Source organism: Hyphomicrobium sp. 1Nfss2.1 (genome assembly GCF_965243865.1).
Lineage (GTDB): Bacteria > Pseudomonadota > Alphaproteobacteria > Rhizobiales > Hyphomicrobiaceae > Hyphomicrobium_A.
The window spans coordinates 2778794-2796483 of record NZ_OZ251603.1; the positions used below are offsets into that span (position 1 = coordinate 2778794).

The following is a 17690-nucleotide window of genomic DNA, read 5'->3' on the forward strand; positions in this document are numbered from 1 at the left end:
AGAAATTTGTAGCAACCTTTCGTCAATAACTTTTCGAGCAGGAGCAGGGCCTGACGATGGGCCTATTCTCATCATCGCCGGCACGGTCGCAGTCGTCGCTGCGATACCGCCTGGTGCTCGCCCCGCTGCTCGCGCTGACGACGGCGTGCGCGCTCGCGATCGCTGCGTTGATGGTCTACTACTCCGCCATCTATCCAAATCCCCTCTCCCTGCGGCCCAAGCAGACCGTCCCCTACGTCAAGATACTGGCGCGCGACGGGTCGGTGGTGTCCGAGCACGGACGCGAAGACTATGTCCCGATCGGTATGCTGCCGCACTACGTCGCCGATGCCGTGATCGCGACCGAGGACCAGCGCTTCTATGACCACCACGGCGTCGATCCAATCGGCATGATGCGCGCCGCCTTCATCAATCTGCGCGAAGGGCGCACTGTCCAGGGTGGCTCCACGCTCACCCAGCAGCTTGCCAAGAATCTTTACCTCACCTCCGATCGCACCCTCTCGCGCAAGATCGAGGAGTTCACGCTCGCGCTCTGGCTCGAGATGAAGCTCTCCAAGGAAGACATCCTCGAGCTGTACCTGAACCGTGTCTATCTTGGTTCTGGCGCCTACGGCATCGACGCAGCGGCACGCCGCTACTTCCGCAAGTCTGCGCGCAACCTGACGCTTGGCGAGGCCGCGATGATTGCGGGCCTGCTCAAGGCTCCCTCGCGCTATTCGCCTCTCTCCAATCCGGGACTTGCCCGCACCCGTGCGCGCCTCGTGCTCTCGCAGATGGAGGACGTGGGCTTCATTACCGAGGAACAGGAGAGCCAGGCAGCCGACGAGGTGGCCCGCTCATTCGAGAATTCTGCGCGGGCCGAGGCGGTGGGCGCCGAATATGCCGTCGACTACGTGATGGATCAGCTCGGGCCGGCGTATTTGGCGGGTGTTGCCGGCGGAGCCGAAGGCCTGATCGTCGAGACGACGATCGACCGTGCTTTGCAGGCCAACGCATCCGCCGTCGTCGAACAGGTGATCACCCTCCGCGGCCCTGAACTCAACGCCAGCGAGGCGGCCGCAGTGGTCCTCGATCACGATGGCGCGCTCCTGGCGCTTGTCGGCGGACGCTCCTACGCAGAGACCCAGTTCAATCGCGCCGTTAAGGGCATGCGCCAGCCCGGCTCGACCTTCAAACCGTTTGTCTACCTGGCCGCGCTGGAAGCCGGTTACACGCCGGACAGCGTCGTCGACGATCTTCCGCTGAGTATTTCGGGTTGGGCCCCCCGCAACGACAACGGCCAGTACCTGGGACCGATGGCGTTGCGCACGGCGCTGGCGAAATCGGTGAACAGTGTCGCTGCGCGCCTCACGCTCAAGGTCGGACCCAAGCGCGTCGCCGAAGCCGCGCGTCGCCTTGGCATCAAGTCCGCGCTCGCCAAGGACGCAACAATCTCACTCGGTACCTCCGAGGTCTCGCTGCTCGAGCTGACGGGTGCGTACAACGTCATCGCCAATGGTGGCCGCGCTGCCGAGCCTTACGTCGTGCGCCGCGTCCGCAGCGCCAAAGGCGAGGTTCTCTTCACGCATCCCGATGGGACACCACAACAGGTCGTCGCGCCCGCGCAGATAGCCGCTATGAACGACATGCTGGCTGCCACGCTTTCCGAAGGCACAGGACGCCGTGCTGCGATCCCGCCTTACGCTGCCGCCGGTAAAACCGGAACCTCGCAAGGGTTCCGCGACGCCTGGTTCGTCGGCTACACCGCGTATCTCACAGCGGGCGTATGGGTTGGAAATGACGATAGCACGCCGATGAACCATGTCGTTGGCGGCGCACTTCCCGCGGAAGTCTGGCGCGCCATCATGCTGGGCGCGCATGCGGGCCGAAAGCCCTTGCCTTTGGGTGTTTCCTCCGCCGCTACTGCGGTGGCCGGCAGCGCGCACCCCGGTGAGCGCATCGGCGATGATTTCTTCGCCCGCACGATGGACGACACGGCGGGTTCTGACACCGGCTCAATCGGTAAATTGCTCGACGGACAATAGCCGCGCTTCAGTCGGCGGTTGGTCCGTAGCGGTGAAGCTCCAGCCCATAATGCTGCAGCCACAGCTTGTCTTCCTTCATGCTAGGAACGAGCCGCTCCACATGCGCCCAGAAGCGCGGGCCGTGATTCATCTCGGCCAGATGCGCAACCTCGTGCGCAGCGACATAGTCGAGAATGCGCGGCGGCGCGAGGATCAGACGCCACGAGAACGACAGCACGCCCGTCGTCGAGCACGAGCCCCAACGCGTCGCCTGATCGCGGATGGCGATACGCTTCGCTTTGACGCCGAGCGTGCGCGTATGCACCTGCACGCGTTCATCGAGATCGCGCCGCGCCTCTTCGGCGAGCCAGTCGCGCAACCGCCGCGGTGCGTGCTCTTCGCGGCCCGAGATGCGCAATTCCGGAATGTCGGCGGTCCGATGCGCACGCACCACGCCACCGCCAGCAGCACGCCGCCCTGTAAACGTCAGCTTGTGGAATTCACCACGCACCGGCAAGCGCTCGCCATCGACGAATTGCACTGGCTGCGGGATGCTGTTGAGGCGCTCGCGCACCCATTCGATATTTCGGTCGAGAAACGATCCAGCTTCACCAAGGTCACACTGCACAGGAAGAGTCACGATGACGGCGCGTCTCGTGCGGCTGACTCGTAGCGTCAGGCGGCGCGCGCCAGGATGTCGTCGAACTTCAACCGGGCAATCGAGCTCTTCGATGCGCGGACGCTTCAATGCAGGCCCCCGAACTGACTTCCGCACCGACTTCCCCCTCGTGCAAAATCGAACAACACGACGTTGGTCGGAAACTCGGCTCAACCAAAGCGCCACACTTTGGAAGACGAGCACTTCCTCACCTAATCGAAATTAGAGCGTCCCGCCAGTGACAAAGCCATGCGGCATCGTCGATGGAGCAACACTGTGGCCGCATCGCAGCGCGCCGCGCGCCGGCGCTAGAGAATCTTACCCAGTTTCGCGGCCATATCATCGAGGCTCGTCATAGCCGTGAAGTGCGAGACATACTCGCCGTCCGGTCCCATGAGGTAAATGATCGATGTATGGTTCATGCCGTAAGACGATGGATCGTTCTCGTTCGGCGTCTTCTCGTAGTAGACGCGGTAAGCTTTGGCGATAGCTGCCACCTGTTCTGGCGTACCAGTGAGGCCCACGATACGGTCGTTGAAGTTCTTCACGTACGTCGCGAGCGTCTCGGGCGTATCGCGCTGCGGATCGACGCTCACGAAAATCGGAGTGACCTTGTCAGCCTTGCTGCCGATCTTGTCGAGCGCTGCCGATATGAGCTGCAGTCCGGCAGGGCAGATGTCCGGACAGTGCGTATAACCGAAGAACACCAGCATGTAGCGGCCGCGGAAGTCCTTGTCGGTGGCGGTCTTCCCCGTTTGATCGGTGAGCGTGAATGGCCCGCCCACGAGCGCCTTGCCCGAACCTGCCGTGCCGGAAGGGCCAAAGACCCGCTCCTGCGCTCCGGGGATGATCGCGATGGCAGCGATGCCGCCGAGAACGAGACCTGCGATGACGCTCGCAATTATCTTTGCACGCATTGGGCTGGGCTTCCTCTTCCGCCACCGCAGTTAAGCCGTAACAGCGCTTCGCGCAACTCTGCCTCTCCGCCTTAACCGAGCTGAGGAGCGAAGCGACCTGAGCCCGGCGCCTTGTGCTAGTCGCTCCAGACCGGTTCTATAATGCGACACGCGGAAGCCGCGATTTGAAATAGCTGGTGGATCATCGGCCCCCGCTAGCATATTCGAGGGGCGAGCCGCCCCAGGGAAACGACCGTGCTGAAGTCCTCCGACCGCCGCAAGAAGAAGCTAGGCCAGCAAGTCCTGGCCGATCCGGTCAGCAACCGCCTGCGCCTGCACACCATCATTCGCTTGCGCTGGATCGCCGTGCTTGGCCAGTTCGCCGCGATCTCGTTCGTCTCGTTCGGCCTCGGCTTCTACGTACCGATCGGCGCCTGCCTTACTGTCATTGCGCTCTCGGCGTGGATGAACGTCTTCCTCGCGGTCTGGTACCCGTCGCGTCACCGGCTCACCGTGCCCTACGCAACGGGTCTACTCGGCTACGACATTCTCCAGCTCGCAACGCTGCTCTTCCTTACCGGAGGCATGGACAACCCGTTCGCCATGCTGATGGTCGCCCCGGTGACTGTCTCTGCGGCCACCTTGCCGTTACGCAACACCATCGCGCTCGGTTTGCTGACACTGATGTCGGCTGCCGTTCTCGTCGTCGCACATGAGCCCCTGCCCTGGTATCCCGGCGTCGAGCTGGAGCTGCCGGTCATCTACAAGGTGGGCGCGTTCGCAGCACTGTGCGTATCGACCACGTTCATCGGCCTCTACGCGTGGCGGCTGACGAAGGAAGGCCGGCAGATGTCCGCCGCGCTCACCGCGACCGACGTCGTGCTGGCACGCGAGCAGAAGCTGCACGCGCTCGATGGTCTTGCCGCCGCTGCAGCGCACGAGCTCGGCACGCCGCTCTCCACCATCGTGCTGGTAACCAAGGAGCTCGAGCACACGATCAAGCCGGACGACTCCATCCGCGAGGACATCGTGCTTCTGAAGGCGCAGGCACTCCGCTGCCGCGAGATCCTGCAGAAGCTGACCCGCCATCCGGGAGAAGAAGACCCGATGCACGCGAGGGTCAGTGTTCGTGCGATGCTAGAAGAAGCGGCTGCTCCCTACTTCTCCGACAAGGTTGCCATCAACATCACTGCGGCGCCCACGGCCGAGATGGCCAGTGCCGGCCGCCGCCAGGCAGAACTCGAGCGCCGCCCGGGCGTCATTTACGGATTGGGCAACATCATCGAGAACGCGACCGAGTTCGCCAAGTCGCGGGTGGACGTCGGCGCTGAGTGGGGCCCTTCAGGCCTCGTGGTCACCATCGCCGACGACGGCCCCGGCTTCCCCGCCGAAATCATGGACAACATCGGCGAGCCCTATGTCACCACGCGGCCGGTCGAGCGCGTCGATGGGGTTCTGGAGGAAGATTCGGCGGGATTGGGGCTCGGCTTCTTCATCGCCAAGACCCTACTGGAGCGCTCCGGAGCGACCGTTAGCCTCGCGAATCGGATGCGCGGAGGGATGGGGGCCGTGGTCACCGTGAGCTGGCCGAGGGCCTTCATTCTCACCTCGTAGCCACCAAACAGAATAAATCTTTGACCTTTTTAGCCACTTAGGCCGCCCCCGGGCTAATTCCGCGTTGACAAAATCCCTATCTTGATGCTGACAGACCTGCGACAAGGTGCGACCTTAGCGAGTAAATCAAGCAAGGCTCCGCACGAGCCGGTCCCAACCCGGGGCCGGACCCTTGAAGACAACCACGCTTAAGTAGGAGGCGTTCGTGGAGGCGAAACACGCTGCCGCCGATTCCGGGCTGGCCGGAGGAACAATGAACCAACCTGAAGATCTTTCCTTCCGTCAAGACGAACTGCCTGAGGATCGATCGCTGATCATCGTCGATGACGACCGCGCGTTTGCGCAGCGTCTCGTCCGCGCCATGGAGCTTCGCGGCTTCGAGGTGCGTGGCGCGCACTCGATCGCCGAGGGCATCGACCTTATCCGCGAACGCGCCCCCGCCTTCGCCGTGGTCGACATGCGGCTGGAGGACGGCAACGGCCTCGACGTCATCGCTGAGCTTGCTCGCGCTCGCCCGGATGCTCGCGCCATTGTGCTGACCGGCTACGGCAACATCGCGACCGCGGTGACCGCCGTGAAGCTCGGCGCCGTCGACTATCTCGCGAAGCCCGCGGACGCCGACGACGTGACCGACGCTCTGCTTGCGCCTTCCGACGACAAGGCCCCGCCACCGGAGAACCCGATGTCGGCCGATCGCGTCCGTTGGGAGCACATTCAGCGCGTTTACGAGCTGTGCAATCGCAACGTGTCGGAGACGGCGCGTCGCCTCAACATGCACCGCCGCACGTTGCAGCGCATTCTCGCCAAGCGCGCGCCGAAGTAGTTTCGGCGCGCAATTCGCGTCACAAGACGTCGAGACTTGGATCGGCCAGCAACTGCAGGCTGAATGCGGCAGAACGCGCAAAGCGTAGCGTCATCGCCTTGCGTCGCGCTCCTGCCAACCGCAAAAGCGGTGCCTCGCGAATAATCTCGCCGCCGTAGCGGTCGGCGAGAATGAGACCGGTGTCGTCGGGAAGCGCCTCGCGCGGAAAACTCGGCGCCACGGCGAAGAACAGGGCATCCGAGTAGTCGCGGTACTCTGGCCACTTCGCATCGACGCGCAGGTCGTCGAGGCAGGACTTCACCTCCACGATCCAGATGTCGCCCGACGGCGACAGCCCGACCACGTCAGCGCGCCGCCCATTTGGCAGCGGCAGCTCGGTCACAATCGCGAACGACATGGCCTGCAACAGACGGCCCACGCCGCGGCACACTTCGCGCGTCACGGCATCGCGGCCTTCGCGGACGCCTTCGCCACTCGAATACGAGGCCGTGGCTTCAGTGCACGCAGGCTCTGCCACACCGTTGCCAGTTTCCCCGGCTTTATCGTTCATTGCCGTCATTTGACCACCATGGGCAGGTGAGCATTGCCGGCAGTAGCTCTGGGAATGAGTCGCACACACCTCGACTCGGGCCCTCTGCCGATCGAGCTGGCCCACACCCGCTCGAATCTGCTCTTAGGAGTCGCGGGCAACTCATCGAGGGACGAGCGCCTGACCCCATGTTCTTCAAACTCTTCAAGTCAGACAAGAGCAAGGCCGCCGAGGCCGCATCCGACAGCAGTTCGAGCGAACAAGCTGTAGCGGAAAAGCCTGCCGAGGCAGATGGCGAGCCTGGGCTGCCTCTTGGCGCCTATATGGATTCCGCCGGCGCCACTGTTGCCGACAGCCTCGGCTTCAACACCACCGCCGACCTCAAGCCAGCCGATGGACCGCTCGCGCAAGAGAAGGCGATCGAGGCGATCGACTTCGCCGCCGGCATCAAAGGACCGGGCTATCACCTGCTCGTCGTCGGCCCGACAGGTTCCGGCCGCCGCACGGTCGCGCGCGCGCGCCTCCAGCCTGCGGCGGATAAGTCCGCTCGCCCGTCCGACTGGGCCTACGTCAGTTCGTTCGACCCGACCGGCGGCTTCCGCGCGCTGAAGCTTCCGTCCGGCACCGCCAAGCGCTTCGCCGAGATGATGGCGCGTGCCATCGACCAACTCGCCGACGCCCTGCCGGCCGCCTTCACCGCCGACGACTACGACTTGAAGCGCCGCACCATCGAAGAAGAATTCCGCTTTAGCCGCGAGGATGCTCTGGAGTCGCTCCGCCGCGAAGCCGAAGCCCAGAACATTGCCCTACTGCGCACACCGGCCGGCATCGCCGTCGCCCCGGTCCTCGAAGGCAAGGTCGTGAAGACCGACGTCTTCAATTCCGTCCCCGAGGTGCTGCGCCGCGAGGTCGAAACTAAGATCGCCGCTCTCGAAGCGGAAATCGAAGCCATCCTGACTGAGCGCCCGGAAGCTGAAAAAGAACGCCGCGCGCGCCTCGTTGCACTCAACGAGCAGGTCGCCGGCCGCCACGTCCGCGCCGCGCTCGACGAGATCAAGGCCGAGTTCGCCGAGGTTGCCGGTGTCGAGAGCTACTTGAAGGCAGCCGCACGCGATCTGGTGCGCAACGCGGCGATGTTCGTCTCTGGCGCCACAGCATCAACCGGCGCACAGGCCGCGCGCGTATCCGCCTCGCATCCAAGCTTCGCGCGCTATCTGCTGCACGTGCTCGCGACGAGTTCGGAAGGCGCAGGTGCACCCGTTATCCACGAGCAGAACCCGACCTACGCCAACCTCTTCGGCCGCATCGAGCTCGGCACCGCAGCCGACGGCAGCACCCAGGTGATCCGCATCAAGCAGGGCGCACTTCATCGTGCCAACGGCGGCTTCCTGCTGGTGGATGGTGAAGCGCTGATCGACAGCCCTGCCGCCGCCGATGCGCTGCGCCGTGCTCTCGAGGCAGACGAGATCCGCTTCGACCCGCCCGCGGGGCCCGTAGGTGCCGTGGGAGACGAGGTGCCTGACCTCGAGCCCATTCCGCTCAACGTCCGCCTTGTCGTCTTCGCCAATGCTGGAACGCAGCGCCGCCTCGCCGCGAGTTTCCCGGGACTGCGGCGCCTGTTCAAAATCGAAGCCGTATTCGACCACGCTGTCGACCGCACAAAGGACACTGTTGACACCTTCGCGCGCATCGTCGCCGGCGTCGTCGACAAGCAGAACCTTCGTCCCATTGATGCGGCGGGCGTTGCCCTGTTGATCGACGAGGCCGCACACCGCGCCGGCAGCACGCGCAAGCTGTCGCTTCTCATCGGCGATGTCATCGATGTTTGCCGGGAAGCCGATCACTGGGCCGACACGGAAAAGCGCAAGACCATTTCCGCTGCTGACGTCGAACGCGCCCTGAAGCAGCGGCGTGCGATCAACGCCGCCGAGTTGGCGGAGGCATCATGATCGCCCACGTCGCAGCCGCCGACGAGCGCTCAGGGCGCGTGGTGCTCTGGCATGGCGGCTCGGCTTCGGTGAGCCGCATCGCTATCGACGCCGCGATGCTGCTGGCGCAATCCTTCCAGGCGGAAGTCGAAAGCCTTTACGTCGAGGATACGCAGCTCTTCGATCTCGCCGCGTTTCCCTTTGCGCGCGTCATTGGCGCATCGGGCGGCTCATGGCGCGCGCTTCCACACGAGACGCTCGAGCGCGAGATGCGCTTTGCCGCTGCGGCCTTCCATCGGCAGGTGGCAGAGGTGGGCTCGGATGCCTCCGTTCCTTGCCGATCGCGCATCGTGCGTGACGAGCCGTTGCGCGCTGTCTCGCGCGCCTGCGCCGAGAATGGTCCGTGGAACCTGGTCGTCCTCGGCGAACCGTTGACCCCGAGCGATGGCCCGCGCCTCGCACAGTTGTTCGAGCGGGTGCGCGATACCACGGGTGCCGTCATCACCGGTCCGCTCGGCCGCCGCTCGCAAGGCCCCGTTGTCGCGGTCGTTGAGGACTTCCAGCGCCTCGGGCCCATGTTGCGCGCCGCGCAGCGGCTTGCGCCCGCCTGCGGCGGAGACGTGAAGCTAACGCTCGTCGGCGATCGCCGTGACGAGCTGAGCTGGATGGAAGGCGAGGCACGCCTCCTCTGCGCCACGGGAAGCGAGGACGACGTCATCGCCTTCGAAAGTGTCCTTGCGGCCAACGATGATCCCGCGCCACTTGCCGCCGTGTTGCAGCGTTACAAGCCCGGCTTCGCACTGGCGCAATATGGTGGTCGTCTCGTCGCTACTGGTGCCAGCCTGCGTCCTCTGACGGCCGCCCTGGAATGCCCGCTGCTGCTCGTCCGATAGCGACGGAGAGCGGCTCAGTTCTTCTCCCGGTCGTAGTAATCGACTGCCTGCTCCGCTCTGAAAATTTTGCCCAGGCGTTGCTCGCCATCGCGCGCTGCCACCACCGAAACCTTGCCCGAGTCCGGGTACTCGCAGATTTCGACGTCACATAGGTTCGACAGCGCGAGGTAGCGCATATCGGTCGCGCCCGTGTTGATGATCTGGTGCGCCACGTCAGCGCCGCCCGTCGGACAAGCAATGATGTCGTGCTTGCGGATCGGATAACGCTTCTCCCCGAAACGCAGCTCACCCTCTCCTTCGAGGATCAAGAACATCTCCTCCTCTCCGCGATGCGAGTGAAAAGGACACTGCACCTTGCCCGGAGGCAGCACTGTCAGATTGTAGCCGAGCTTCCGTGCGCCAATACCGGCGCTGAACAAGGCACGTTTCGACGTGAAGAGGCCGTTCTCTTCGACGTCATCAAATTCGACGATGTCATCGAGGTTCAAGAACGGCTTCATGCTGTAATCCCCGGTGTCGCGCCGATGCCATTGTGAATCTCAGGGCGCGCTATCGAAATACTTCGCGCCTGTGCCGATTATCTTCGGATCCGGCTCGCCGACAACCTTTGCGTCCTTTCCCTCGTACTCCGAGTTGAAAAGAACCCAGCGGATCGTTTCAAGGCGGGCGCGCCGCTGATCGTTGGCCCTCACCACGATCCAGGGCGCCTCTGTCGTGCTGGTGCGCTTGAAGATCTCGCGCTGCGCGCGCGTGTAGTCGTCCCACTTGTCGATGGCGGCGAGATCGATCTCGGTGATCTTCCAGCGCTTGAACGGATTGTGCCGGCGCTCATGAAAGCGCTCGAGCTGCATTTCGCGCCCGATGACGAGATAGAATTTGAACAAGTGGGTGCCATCGCGCACCAGCAGCGATTCAAAAACCGGCGCCGCTTGCAGGAAGGCCTCCACCTGCGCCAGCGTGCTAAAGCTCATCACGCGCTCGACGCCCGCCCGGTTGTACCAGGAGCGATCGAACAGGACCATGTCGCCGGCCGTCGGCAGGTGGCAGACGTAGCGCTGGAAGTACCACTCGCCGCGCTCCGTCTCGGTCGGCTTCGTCAGCGCCACCGATCGCGCATGGCGTGGATTGAGGCGCTCGAGGAAACGGCGGATGCAACTCCCCTTGCCCGAGGCGTCGCGCCCTTCGAACAGCGCCACGAACCGTTCGCCCTTCGCCTCCACGAACGTCTGCAGCTTCAACAGCTCGAGCTGCAGAGCCTCCAGCTGTTCCTCATAGACCTTCTTTTTTAGCTGCTGGTCATAGGGAAATCCCCCCGACGTCAGCGCGTTCTCGATGATCTCCGGCGCCAGCACCGGGTTTTCGATGTCGAACCCATAGGGAAGTGCTGACTTCGCATTGTCGCTCTTGGAGCTCTTTGCATTCATGTCTTTAGCCCGCCCGGCTGTGTACGATCATCGTAAGGTGAATCGCTTGACGTCAGACTGTCATGTTTGAAAGGCGTTATGATCCCCGGTATTTAGCTGCGATGGCGTTATCGAATGATCGAAAGCCCGGATGGAAGATGTCGTTAAGTACGGTGCTCGCCGGGATGCGCTGGACCGAGCGCAGGGCCGAGTTCGAAGCTTGGGCGGTTGAGGAATGGCGCTCTGGCAAACGCCGCTTGGCAGCGCGCTGGATGCCTGTCGCCGCCGCGATGGCTATATTCGCAGTTCTCGTCCTATTCGGCGCACTCGGCTCGCTCGCAGCCATCGTCGCTACACTTTCCTTGATGTTCGCAGCCGCGATATGGCCGCTTGACGCGAGCACCATCATCGACGCACTCGCAGGGACGCCGACTATGGATGTTGGGGCACGGGTCACGGAAGCAAAGCGTAACAGCTGGCGCGCAGTCGTCGATGCCATCCCGACGGCCGCTCTGGCCCTCGATGCGGCTGGAACGCTGCTGCACCACAATCGCCTCGCTGCCGAGATGTTCCCGAAGACCCGCGACGGCATGCCAATAAGCCAGGTATCGCGGAGCCCAGATCTGCTCGTTGCCGTCGATCAGGCGCTGTTTGCCGACGAGGATCGTATCGACGTCGAGTTGATCGAGCGGGTGCCGGTCGAGCGCCGCATAGCCGCCACGGTATCGCGTCTTGCGGGTTCTTCTCGTCCCTCGGCACCGCATGTGCTCGTCACCTTCCGCGACCTGACCGAGCAAGACCGCCTTGGCCAGATGCGCACTGACTTCGTCGCCAACGCCAGCCACGAGCTGCGCACCCCGCTCGCCTCCTTGCGCGCCTTTGTCGAGACCCTTCAGGGCCCGGCGCGGGATGACGCCAACGCCCGCAAGCGCTTCCTGCAACTGATGGCCAGCCAGGCCGAGCGCATGACCCGTCTGATCGACGATCTTCTTTCGCTCAGCCGTGTCGAGATGCGCGTTCACCTTCCGCCACGCGGCATCGTCGACCTCAATGAGACCGCCGCTTACGTCTGCCAGTCGCTGGAGCCCGTCGCCGAGGCGGCCAAGGCCAAGGTGAACCTTGTTCGCGATGACGCACCTGCACGCATCCGCGCCGACCGCGAGGAAATCGTCCAAGTCCTTCAGAATCTTATCCAGAACTCGATCAAGTATGGCCGCGAAGGCGGCGCCATCGAGGTCCGAGTCGGACGCGACGCCCCGCGTAGCTCAGGCAGCACCAAAGTCTGGGTCAGCGTCACCGATGAGGGGCACGGCATCGCCCCTGAGCATCTGCCGCGCCTCACCGAGCGCTTTTACCGGGTGAATGTCACCTCCAGCCGCGAGAAGGGCGGCACCGGGCTTGGCCTGGCCATCGTCAAGCACATCCTCAATCGCCATCGTGCCGAGTTGCGCATTGCCTCGCGCCTCGGCGTCGGCTCGACCTTCACCGCAATTTTCGACGAGCTGGGTGGAAATTCCTGATCTGGGCCAAATCCGCTCCGAACCCCTGCGACATGCGCGCAAGTCTAGAATAAACAAACAAGTTCAAGGCATTAACCTGTCACTAAAGTATAGCTGCATTGGTCTATCTAAGCCCCACGGCGCAAGGGCGCCGGGCGGGGGGAGGTTACGAGGTGCGGGTAGGCCGCACGCCCCGTTAGTCACCTCCAGGATCAGGAGATCAGTGTGAGCAACAAGCTTATCGCCATGACGGCCGCGGCGGCCGTCGTTGGCTCGTTCGCGTTCGCCGGCGCTGCCGTCGCCCGCGACCAGATTCGCATTGTCGGATCGTCGACGGTTTACCCCTTCACCACCGCGGTTGCTGAGCAGTTTGGCAAGTCTGGCGCCGGCAAGACCCCGGTCGTCGAGTCGACGGGCACCGGCGGCGGCATGAAGCTGTTCTGCGCTGGCGTTGGCGAGGCTAACCCCGACATCACGAACGCCTCGCGCGCCATCAAGAAGGGCGAGTTCGAGGACTGCCAGAAGAACGGCGTCAAGGACATCGTCGAGATCAAGGTTGGCATCGACGGTCTGACCATTGCTCAGTCGAAGAACGGCGCTGACACCAACCTCACCCGTCAGCAGGTGTTCCAGGCTCTTGCCGAGCAGGTTCCGGATAAGGACGGCAAGCTGATCCCGAACCCCTACAAGAAGTGGTCGGACATTGACCCCTCGCTCCCCGACGTGAAGATCGAGGTTCTCGGCCCGCCCCCGACCTCTGGCACGCGCGACTCCTTCCATGAGCTGTTCATGGAAAAGGGCGCCGAGGCTTTCCCGGCTCTTAAGGCTCTCAAGAAGGCCGACTCCAAGGCATTCGACAAGGTGTGGAAGTCGATCCGTAAGGACGGCGCCTATGTCGAAGCTGGCGAAAACGACAACGTGATCGTTCAGAAGCTCGAAGCCAACAAGGACGCATACGGCATCTTCGGTTATTCGTTCCTGGAAGAGAATGGCGCCAACCTCAAGGGCGTGTCGATCGAGGGTGTTGAGCCTGAGTATGACGCGATCTCGGCTGGCAAGTACAAGGGCGCCCGTCCGCTCTTCATCTACGTGAAGAAGCAGCACGTCGGCGTTGTCCCTGGTATGGACAAGTTCGTCGCGGAGTACGTCTCCGAGAAGGCGATGTCGAAGGACGGCTACCTTGCTCGCAAGGGCCTCGTTGCTCTTCCCAAGGAAGAAGCTGACAAGGTTCGCGAATCGGCGCTCGGCATGAAGACGCTGTCGGCTGACCTCGTGAACTAAGCTTGAGTGAAGGTCACCGCTGGAGAATATTCAGCGGTGGCCTTCTTTCACTCGCACTACGCTACACTTAGAAAGTCCGTCGCTGCGCCCTAACGGCTAAGAAGCGAGTTGACATGTCCGGCTACTATTTTGTCACGATGGCGGTTTTGGTCCTGATCGCCTTCTTCGTTTCCCGCTCCCAGGCGGGGAGATTGATTAAGGGCGGCGCTGGACAACTGCATTCATTGCCGAACTACCATGGACTTTTTGCAGCTTCGGCGGTGTTCGTGCCGATGTTACTCATCTATGTCGTCGGCGTACCGCTGCTGGAAAAATTTGCCCAGGCGCAGGCGCTGTCGTTCTTTGGTGCGGAGACCGCGAGCGACGCTTTACATCGAGGCGCAACGCTCCGAGACATCCACAACCTCGTTGCCGGCCAGTACTCCGGCGCGCCATCGGACTCACTCGTTGAAGCCGCGCGCAGCATGAAGTCCACGCTCTGGTGGGGTAACGCGCTCCTCTTCGGCGGAGGAGTCCTTGTGGCTCTGGTTGCCATCGGCCTCAGTCTGGGACGAGTCAGTGTCGCGTTCAGAGCGCGCAATTACTTCGAGCGTCTGGTCGTTCTGGTTCTCCTGTTGTGCGCGGCCGTCGCCGTACTGACGACGATCGGCATCGTGTTTTCGGTGCTCTACGAGACGATCCGCTTCTTCTTCGACCCGAGTCTCAAGGGCCGCCCGACCGTCACTGAATTCTTGTTCGGCACAGAGTGGAACCCGCAGGCCGCGATGCGCGCTGATCAGGGTGACATCAAGACTGCCTATGGCTTCATTCCGCTCCTGACTGGCACACTTCTGATCACGCTCATCGCAATTCTCGTTGCCGGTCCTCTGGGTCTGTTCTCCGCAGTCTACCTTTCTGAGTACGCGACCGCGCGGTTCCGTGCCTGGGCGAAGCCGATACTAGAGATCTTGGCCGGCATCCCAACTGTGGTCCTGGGCTTCTTCGCTGCTCTGACCGTCGCCCCCCTGATCCGCGGATGGGGCGCATATTTCGGCTTGGACGTTGCTTCGGAATCGGCCCTCGCGGCCGGCCTCGTGATGGGGATGATGATCATCCCATTCATCTCGTCTCTATCCGATGACGTGATCAACGCTGTGCCCCAGTCTCTTCGCGATGGTGCCTACGCCATGGGGGCGACGAAATCGGAAACGATCAAGCAGGTGGTCCTTCCCGCCGCTCTGCCCGGTATCGTTTCGGCCTTCATGCTCGCGATCAGTCGAGCCATCGGTGAGACCATGATCGTAGTCATGGCTGCGGGCTTGGCTGCGAACCTCACATTCAACCCGCTTGAGGCGGTGACGACCATCACCGTCCAGATCAAGACCATTCTCGTTGGCGATCAGGAATTCGACAGCGCCAAGACACTGGCAGCCTTCGCTCTAGGCTTCGTACTCTTCTTCGTCACACTGGTTTTCAACATCATCGCCTTGGTAATCGTTCGTAGGTATCGAGAGGAATATGACTGATATCACCGCCTCAGATGCCGCACGCATGCGGCGGGTCGATGTGACTTCGTCGGCCGCAAAGGCCCGAATTCGAGCCCGTTACCGCCGTGAGGCGCGCTTCAAGCTGTATGGTCTTGCTGCGCTTTCGCTCGCCGCCGTCTTTGTGGTGGTGCTCATTGGTGACGTTCTCAGCCGCGGGTTGCCTGCCTTCTGGCAGTATTCGCTCGTGCTTGACGTGCACGTCGATCCCGCCGCCGTTTCGTCTGGCGGCAAGGTCGACGAGGCCAGCATTCGCTCGGCTGACTATTATCCGCTGACAAAAGCCTCGCTGGAATCGATGTTCCCTGGCGAATTGAGCCGTAAGGCCCAGAAGCAGCTGGTCCGCCTTGTGAGCACAGACGCCGCGATGCCGCTGCGCGACGAGCTGGTCGCGAATCCAAGTCTCGTCGGCACGACGGTCAAAACACGTCTGATTCTTTCGGCCACTTCTGACCTCTACTATAAGGGCGCAGGTACACCGATCGAGTCTCGCGAGATGCGCGGAATTGCGACTCCGAGCGGGACGTCGGGTGAGATCACTGTGCTAACCTCGGCCAATGATTTCGCCGATGCACTGGTCCACTTGAAGCAGCGGCTCGCCGAGCAGGCCAGAAGCCTGCGCGCAGAAGCAGATCGACTTGAGTTGTTTGCTGGCGATTCGATAACCGCGAAGGTCAAAGCTCTCCGCGATGAGGCTGCGAAACTGCAGCAGCGTGTGGACCAGCCGAAAGTCGAAGAAGAACTCGACAACAAGATGCCGAGCCTGCTGATCGCCATCGATGGCGGCCTAATGAAGATCACCAAGCTCAGTGACGTGTCGGCCACCGGCACCGTGCTGCTTCCGCTGCAGTCCACGGATGAGGCGAAGCCTGGCACCTGGCAGCTCGTCACCTACGAGACGCCTGAGAGCAACCGCAAGGTGACGGACCAGGATGTCGCCTTCTTGGAACGCTTCAAGCAGCTTGGCCACGTCGAACGGTCCTTCAACTGGACTTTCCTCACGGCTGGCGACAGCCGCGAGCCGGAACTCGCCGGCATCCGAGGTGCGCTCGTCGGCACGGCACTAACGCTTGTCGTTACGCTCGTCCTCTGCCTGCCGATCGGCGTCATGGCGGCGATCTATCTTGAGGAATTTGCGCCCAAGGGCAGGCTTACCGACATCATTGAAGTGAACATCAATAACCTTGCGGCCGTTCCCTCGATCGTTTTCGGTCTGCTTGGTTTGGCGGTATTCCTCAACTTCTTCGGTATGCCGCGATCCGCCCCGTTGGTCGGCGGCATCACGCTTGGGCTTCTCGTCCTTCCGACGATCATCATCGCCTCGCGCGCTGCGCTCAAAGCAGTGCCGCCATCGATCAAAGAGGCTGCGTTGGGCGTCGGCGCCTCGCATCAACAGGCGATCTTCCATCATGTACTTCCACTAGCGATGCCCGGCATCATGACAGGTACGATCATCGGCATGGCGCACGCCCTCGGCGAGACGGCGCCCCTCCTGATGATTGGCATGATCGCCTTCATCGTTGATATTCCTCATGGCTTTACAGATGCTGCCACCGTGTTGCCGGTCCAGATCTATCTCTGGTCGGATCTGCCTGAAGTAGCATTCAAGTCCAAGACGGCAGCGGCAATCATCGTGCTGCTGATGTTCCTGTTCGTGATGAATGGCGCCGCGATCTGGCTGCGCAAAAGATTCGAGAGACGTTGGTAAGAAGTTCAACAACCGAGGCACTCATGCATACCCTGGTCGACAAGCACGCCGACGCGGTCGTGCACGCTAACTTGGCTGCTGGACTTTCGAACCCGAAAGTCAGCGCTAAGGACGTAAACGTATACTACGGCGAGAAGCGCGCGCTGATGGACGTATCGGTCGACATCCCCGATCGCGGCGTCATGTCTTTCATCGGCCCCTCTGGCTGCGGCAAGTCCACGTTCCTGCGCTGCATCAATCGCATGAACGACACCATTCCGATTTGCCGCGTGACGGGCAAGATCACCATCGACAACCAGGACATCTACGACCCGAAGCTCGACGTTGTGCAGCTTCGAGCTCGCGTCGGCATGGTGTTCCAGAAGCCGAACCCGTTTCCCAAGTCGATCTACGAGAACGTCGCTTACGGTCCGCGCATTCACGGCCTTAGCCACTCCAAGGCCGACCTCGACGAAATCGTGCAGTCGAGCCTGGAGAAGGCTGGCCTGTGGAAGGAGGTTAAGGACCGCTTGAATGAGAGCGGCACGGGTATGTCCGGCGGTCAGCAGCAGCGCCTTTGCATTGCGCGCGCCATCGCCGTCAATCCTGAGGTGATCCTCATGGACGAGCCGTGCTCCGCCCTCGACCCGATCGCCACGGCCAGGATCGAAGAGCTGATCGACGAGTTGCGCAAAAATTTCTGCATCATCATCGTCACCCACTCGATGCAGCAGGCGGCTCGCGTTTCCCAGCGTACGGCGTTCTTCCACCTCGGCACCCTTGTCGAAGAGGGACCCACCACCGAGATCTTCACGAACCCCAAGGACAAGCGCACGCAGGACTACATCACAGGGCGATTTGGCTGATGCTACGCGCATTCCTCCCCTTCGGCCGCCAGCCGGCCGCAACACCAACACAACCAGCCCGAGCCCCCCGTCCGGCAGGAGAAGCCC

At 62.5% G+C, this 17690-nt stretch carries 15 protein-coding genes; 10 read left to right on the plus strand and 5 right to left on the minus strand.

Features of this window, described 5'->3' with window-relative positions; genetic code table 11:
* The first annotated feature begins 56 nt into the window (after window positions 1-56).
* The gene (locus ACP15D_RS13495) at window positions 57-2024 is read left to right on the plus strand and encodes a transglycosylase domain-containing protein (protein WP_424957970.1); all 1968 of its coding nucleotides are present in this window, start codon (window positions 57-59) and stop codon (window positions 2022-2024) included.
* Window positions 2025-2031: 7 nt separating this feature from the next.
* On the opposite strand, the gene ACP15D_RS13500 is transcribed toward ACP15D_RS13495, so the two are convergent.
* Window positions 2032-2778 carry a M48 family metallopeptidase gene (locus tag ACP15D_RS13500; protein ID WP_424957971.1) on the minus strand — a complete coding sequence of 249 codons (747 nt, stop codon included), beginning with the start codon at window positions 2776-2778 and terminating at the stop codon, window positions 2032-2034.
* Between the two features lie 191 nt (window positions 2779-2969).
* Window positions 2970-3578: an SCO family protein gene (locus ACP15D_RS13505; RefSeq protein WP_424957972.1), complete on the minus strand. Its 609-nt coding sequence runs from the start codon at window positions 3576-3578 to the stop codon at window positions 2970-2972.
* 234 nt (window positions 3579-3812) lie between these two features.
* On the opposite strand from ACP15D_RS13505, the gene ACP15D_RS13510 reads away from it, so the two are divergent.
* Both ACP15D_RS13510 and ACP15D_RS13515 read left to right on the plus strand, forming a co-directional pair.
* A complete protein-coding gene (locus ACP15D_RS13510) occupies window positions 3813-5171 on the plus strand; it encodes an ActS/PrrB/RegB family redox-sensitive histidine kinase (protein WP_424957973.1) in 1359 nt (452 codons plus the stop codon).
* A gap of 253 nt (window positions 5172-5424) precedes the next feature.
* Window positions 5425-5994, plus strand: a complete 570-nt coding sequence (locus tag ACP15D_RS13515) for an ActR/PrrA/RegA family redox response regulator transcription factor (protein ID WP_072370741.1) — start codon at window positions 5425-5427, stop codon at window positions 5992-5994.
* 19 nt (window positions 5995-6013) lie between these two features.
* On the opposite strand, the gene ACP15D_RS13520 is transcribed toward ACP15D_RS13515, so the two are convergent.
* Window positions 6014-6553: an MmcB family DNA repair protein gene (locus ACP15D_RS13520; RefSeq protein ID WP_424957974.1), complete on the minus strand. Its 540-nt coding sequence runs from the start codon at window positions 6551-6553 to the stop codon at window positions 6014-6016.
* A 158-nt stretch (window positions 6554-6711) separates the two neighbouring features.
* Here ACP15D_RS13520 and ACP15D_RS13525 point away from each other — a divergent pair, with 158 nt between their 5' ends.
* Both ACP15D_RS13525 and ACP15D_RS13530 read left to right on the plus strand, forming a co-directional pair.
* Window positions 6712-8472, plus strand: a complete 1761-nt coding sequence (locus ACP15D_RS13525) for an AAA family ATPase (RefSeq protein WP_424957975.1) — start codon at window positions 6712-6714, stop codon at window positions 8470-8472.
* Window positions 8469-9344: a hypothetical protein gene (locus ACP15D_RS13530; protein ID WP_424957976.1), complete on the plus strand. Its 876-nt coding sequence runs from the start codon at window positions 8469-8471 to the stop codon at window positions 9342-9344. Before ACP15D_RS13525 ends, ACP15D_RS13530 begins: the two co-directional genes overlap by 4 nt.
* 14 nt (window positions 9345-9358) lie before the next feature.
* Here ACP15D_RS13530 and ACP15D_RS13535 read toward each other — a convergent pair whose 3' ends face one another.
* Both ACP15D_RS13535 and ppk2 read right to left on the minus strand, forming a co-directional pair.
* Entirely contained in the window at window positions 9359-9844 is a 486-nt protein-coding gene (locus ACP15D_RS13535; RefSeq protein WP_424957977.1) for a cupin domain-containing protein, read from the minus strand.
* Between the two features lie 39 nt (window positions 9845-9883).
* Window positions 9884-10768, minus strand: coding sequence for a polyphosphate kinase 2 (gene ppk2, locus ACP15D_RS13540; RefSeq protein ID WP_424957978.1), 885 nt, complete (start codon window positions 10766-10768; stop codon window positions 9884-9886).
* 137 nt (window positions 10769-10905) lie between these two features.
* Between ppk2 and ACP15D_RS13545 the strand changes: the two genes are divergently transcribed.
* From ACP15D_RS13545 to pstB, 5 genes are all read left to right on the plus strand, one after another.
* On the plus strand, window positions 10906-12267 hold the full coding sequence (locus ACP15D_RS13545; protein ID WP_424957979.1) for an ATP-binding protein: 1362 nt from the start codon (window positions 10906-10908) through the stop codon (window positions 12265-12267).
* Between the two features lie 225 nt (window positions 12268-12492).
* A complete protein-coding gene (locus ACP15D_RS13550) occupies window positions 12493-13527 on the plus strand; it encodes a PstS family phosphate ABC transporter substrate-binding protein (RefSeq protein WP_424959235.1) in 1035 nt (344 codons plus the stop codon).
* 113 nt (window positions 13528-13640) lie between these two features.
* Entirely contained in the window at window positions 13641-15032 is a 1392-nt protein-coding gene (pstC, locus tag ACP15D_RS13555) for a phosphate ABC transporter permease subunit PstC (RefSeq protein WP_424957980.1), read from the plus strand.
* The gene (gene pstA, locus ACP15D_RS13560) at window positions 15025-16758 is read left to right on the plus strand and encodes a phosphate ABC transporter permease PstA (protein WP_424957981.1); all 1734 of its coding nucleotides are present in this window, start codon (window positions 15025-15027) and stop codon (window positions 16756-16758) included. The genes pstC and pstA overlap by 8 nt, the downstream gene beginning before the upstream one ends.
* 23 nt (window positions 16759-16781) lie before the next feature.
* The gene (gene pstB / locus ACP15D_RS13565; protein ID WP_424957982.1) at window positions 16782-17603 is read left to right on the plus strand and encodes a phosphate ABC transporter ATP-binding protein PstB; all 822 of its coding nucleotides are present in this window, start codon (window positions 16782-16784) and stop codon (window positions 17601-17603) included.
* Window positions 17604-17690 lie beyond the last annotated feature (87 nt).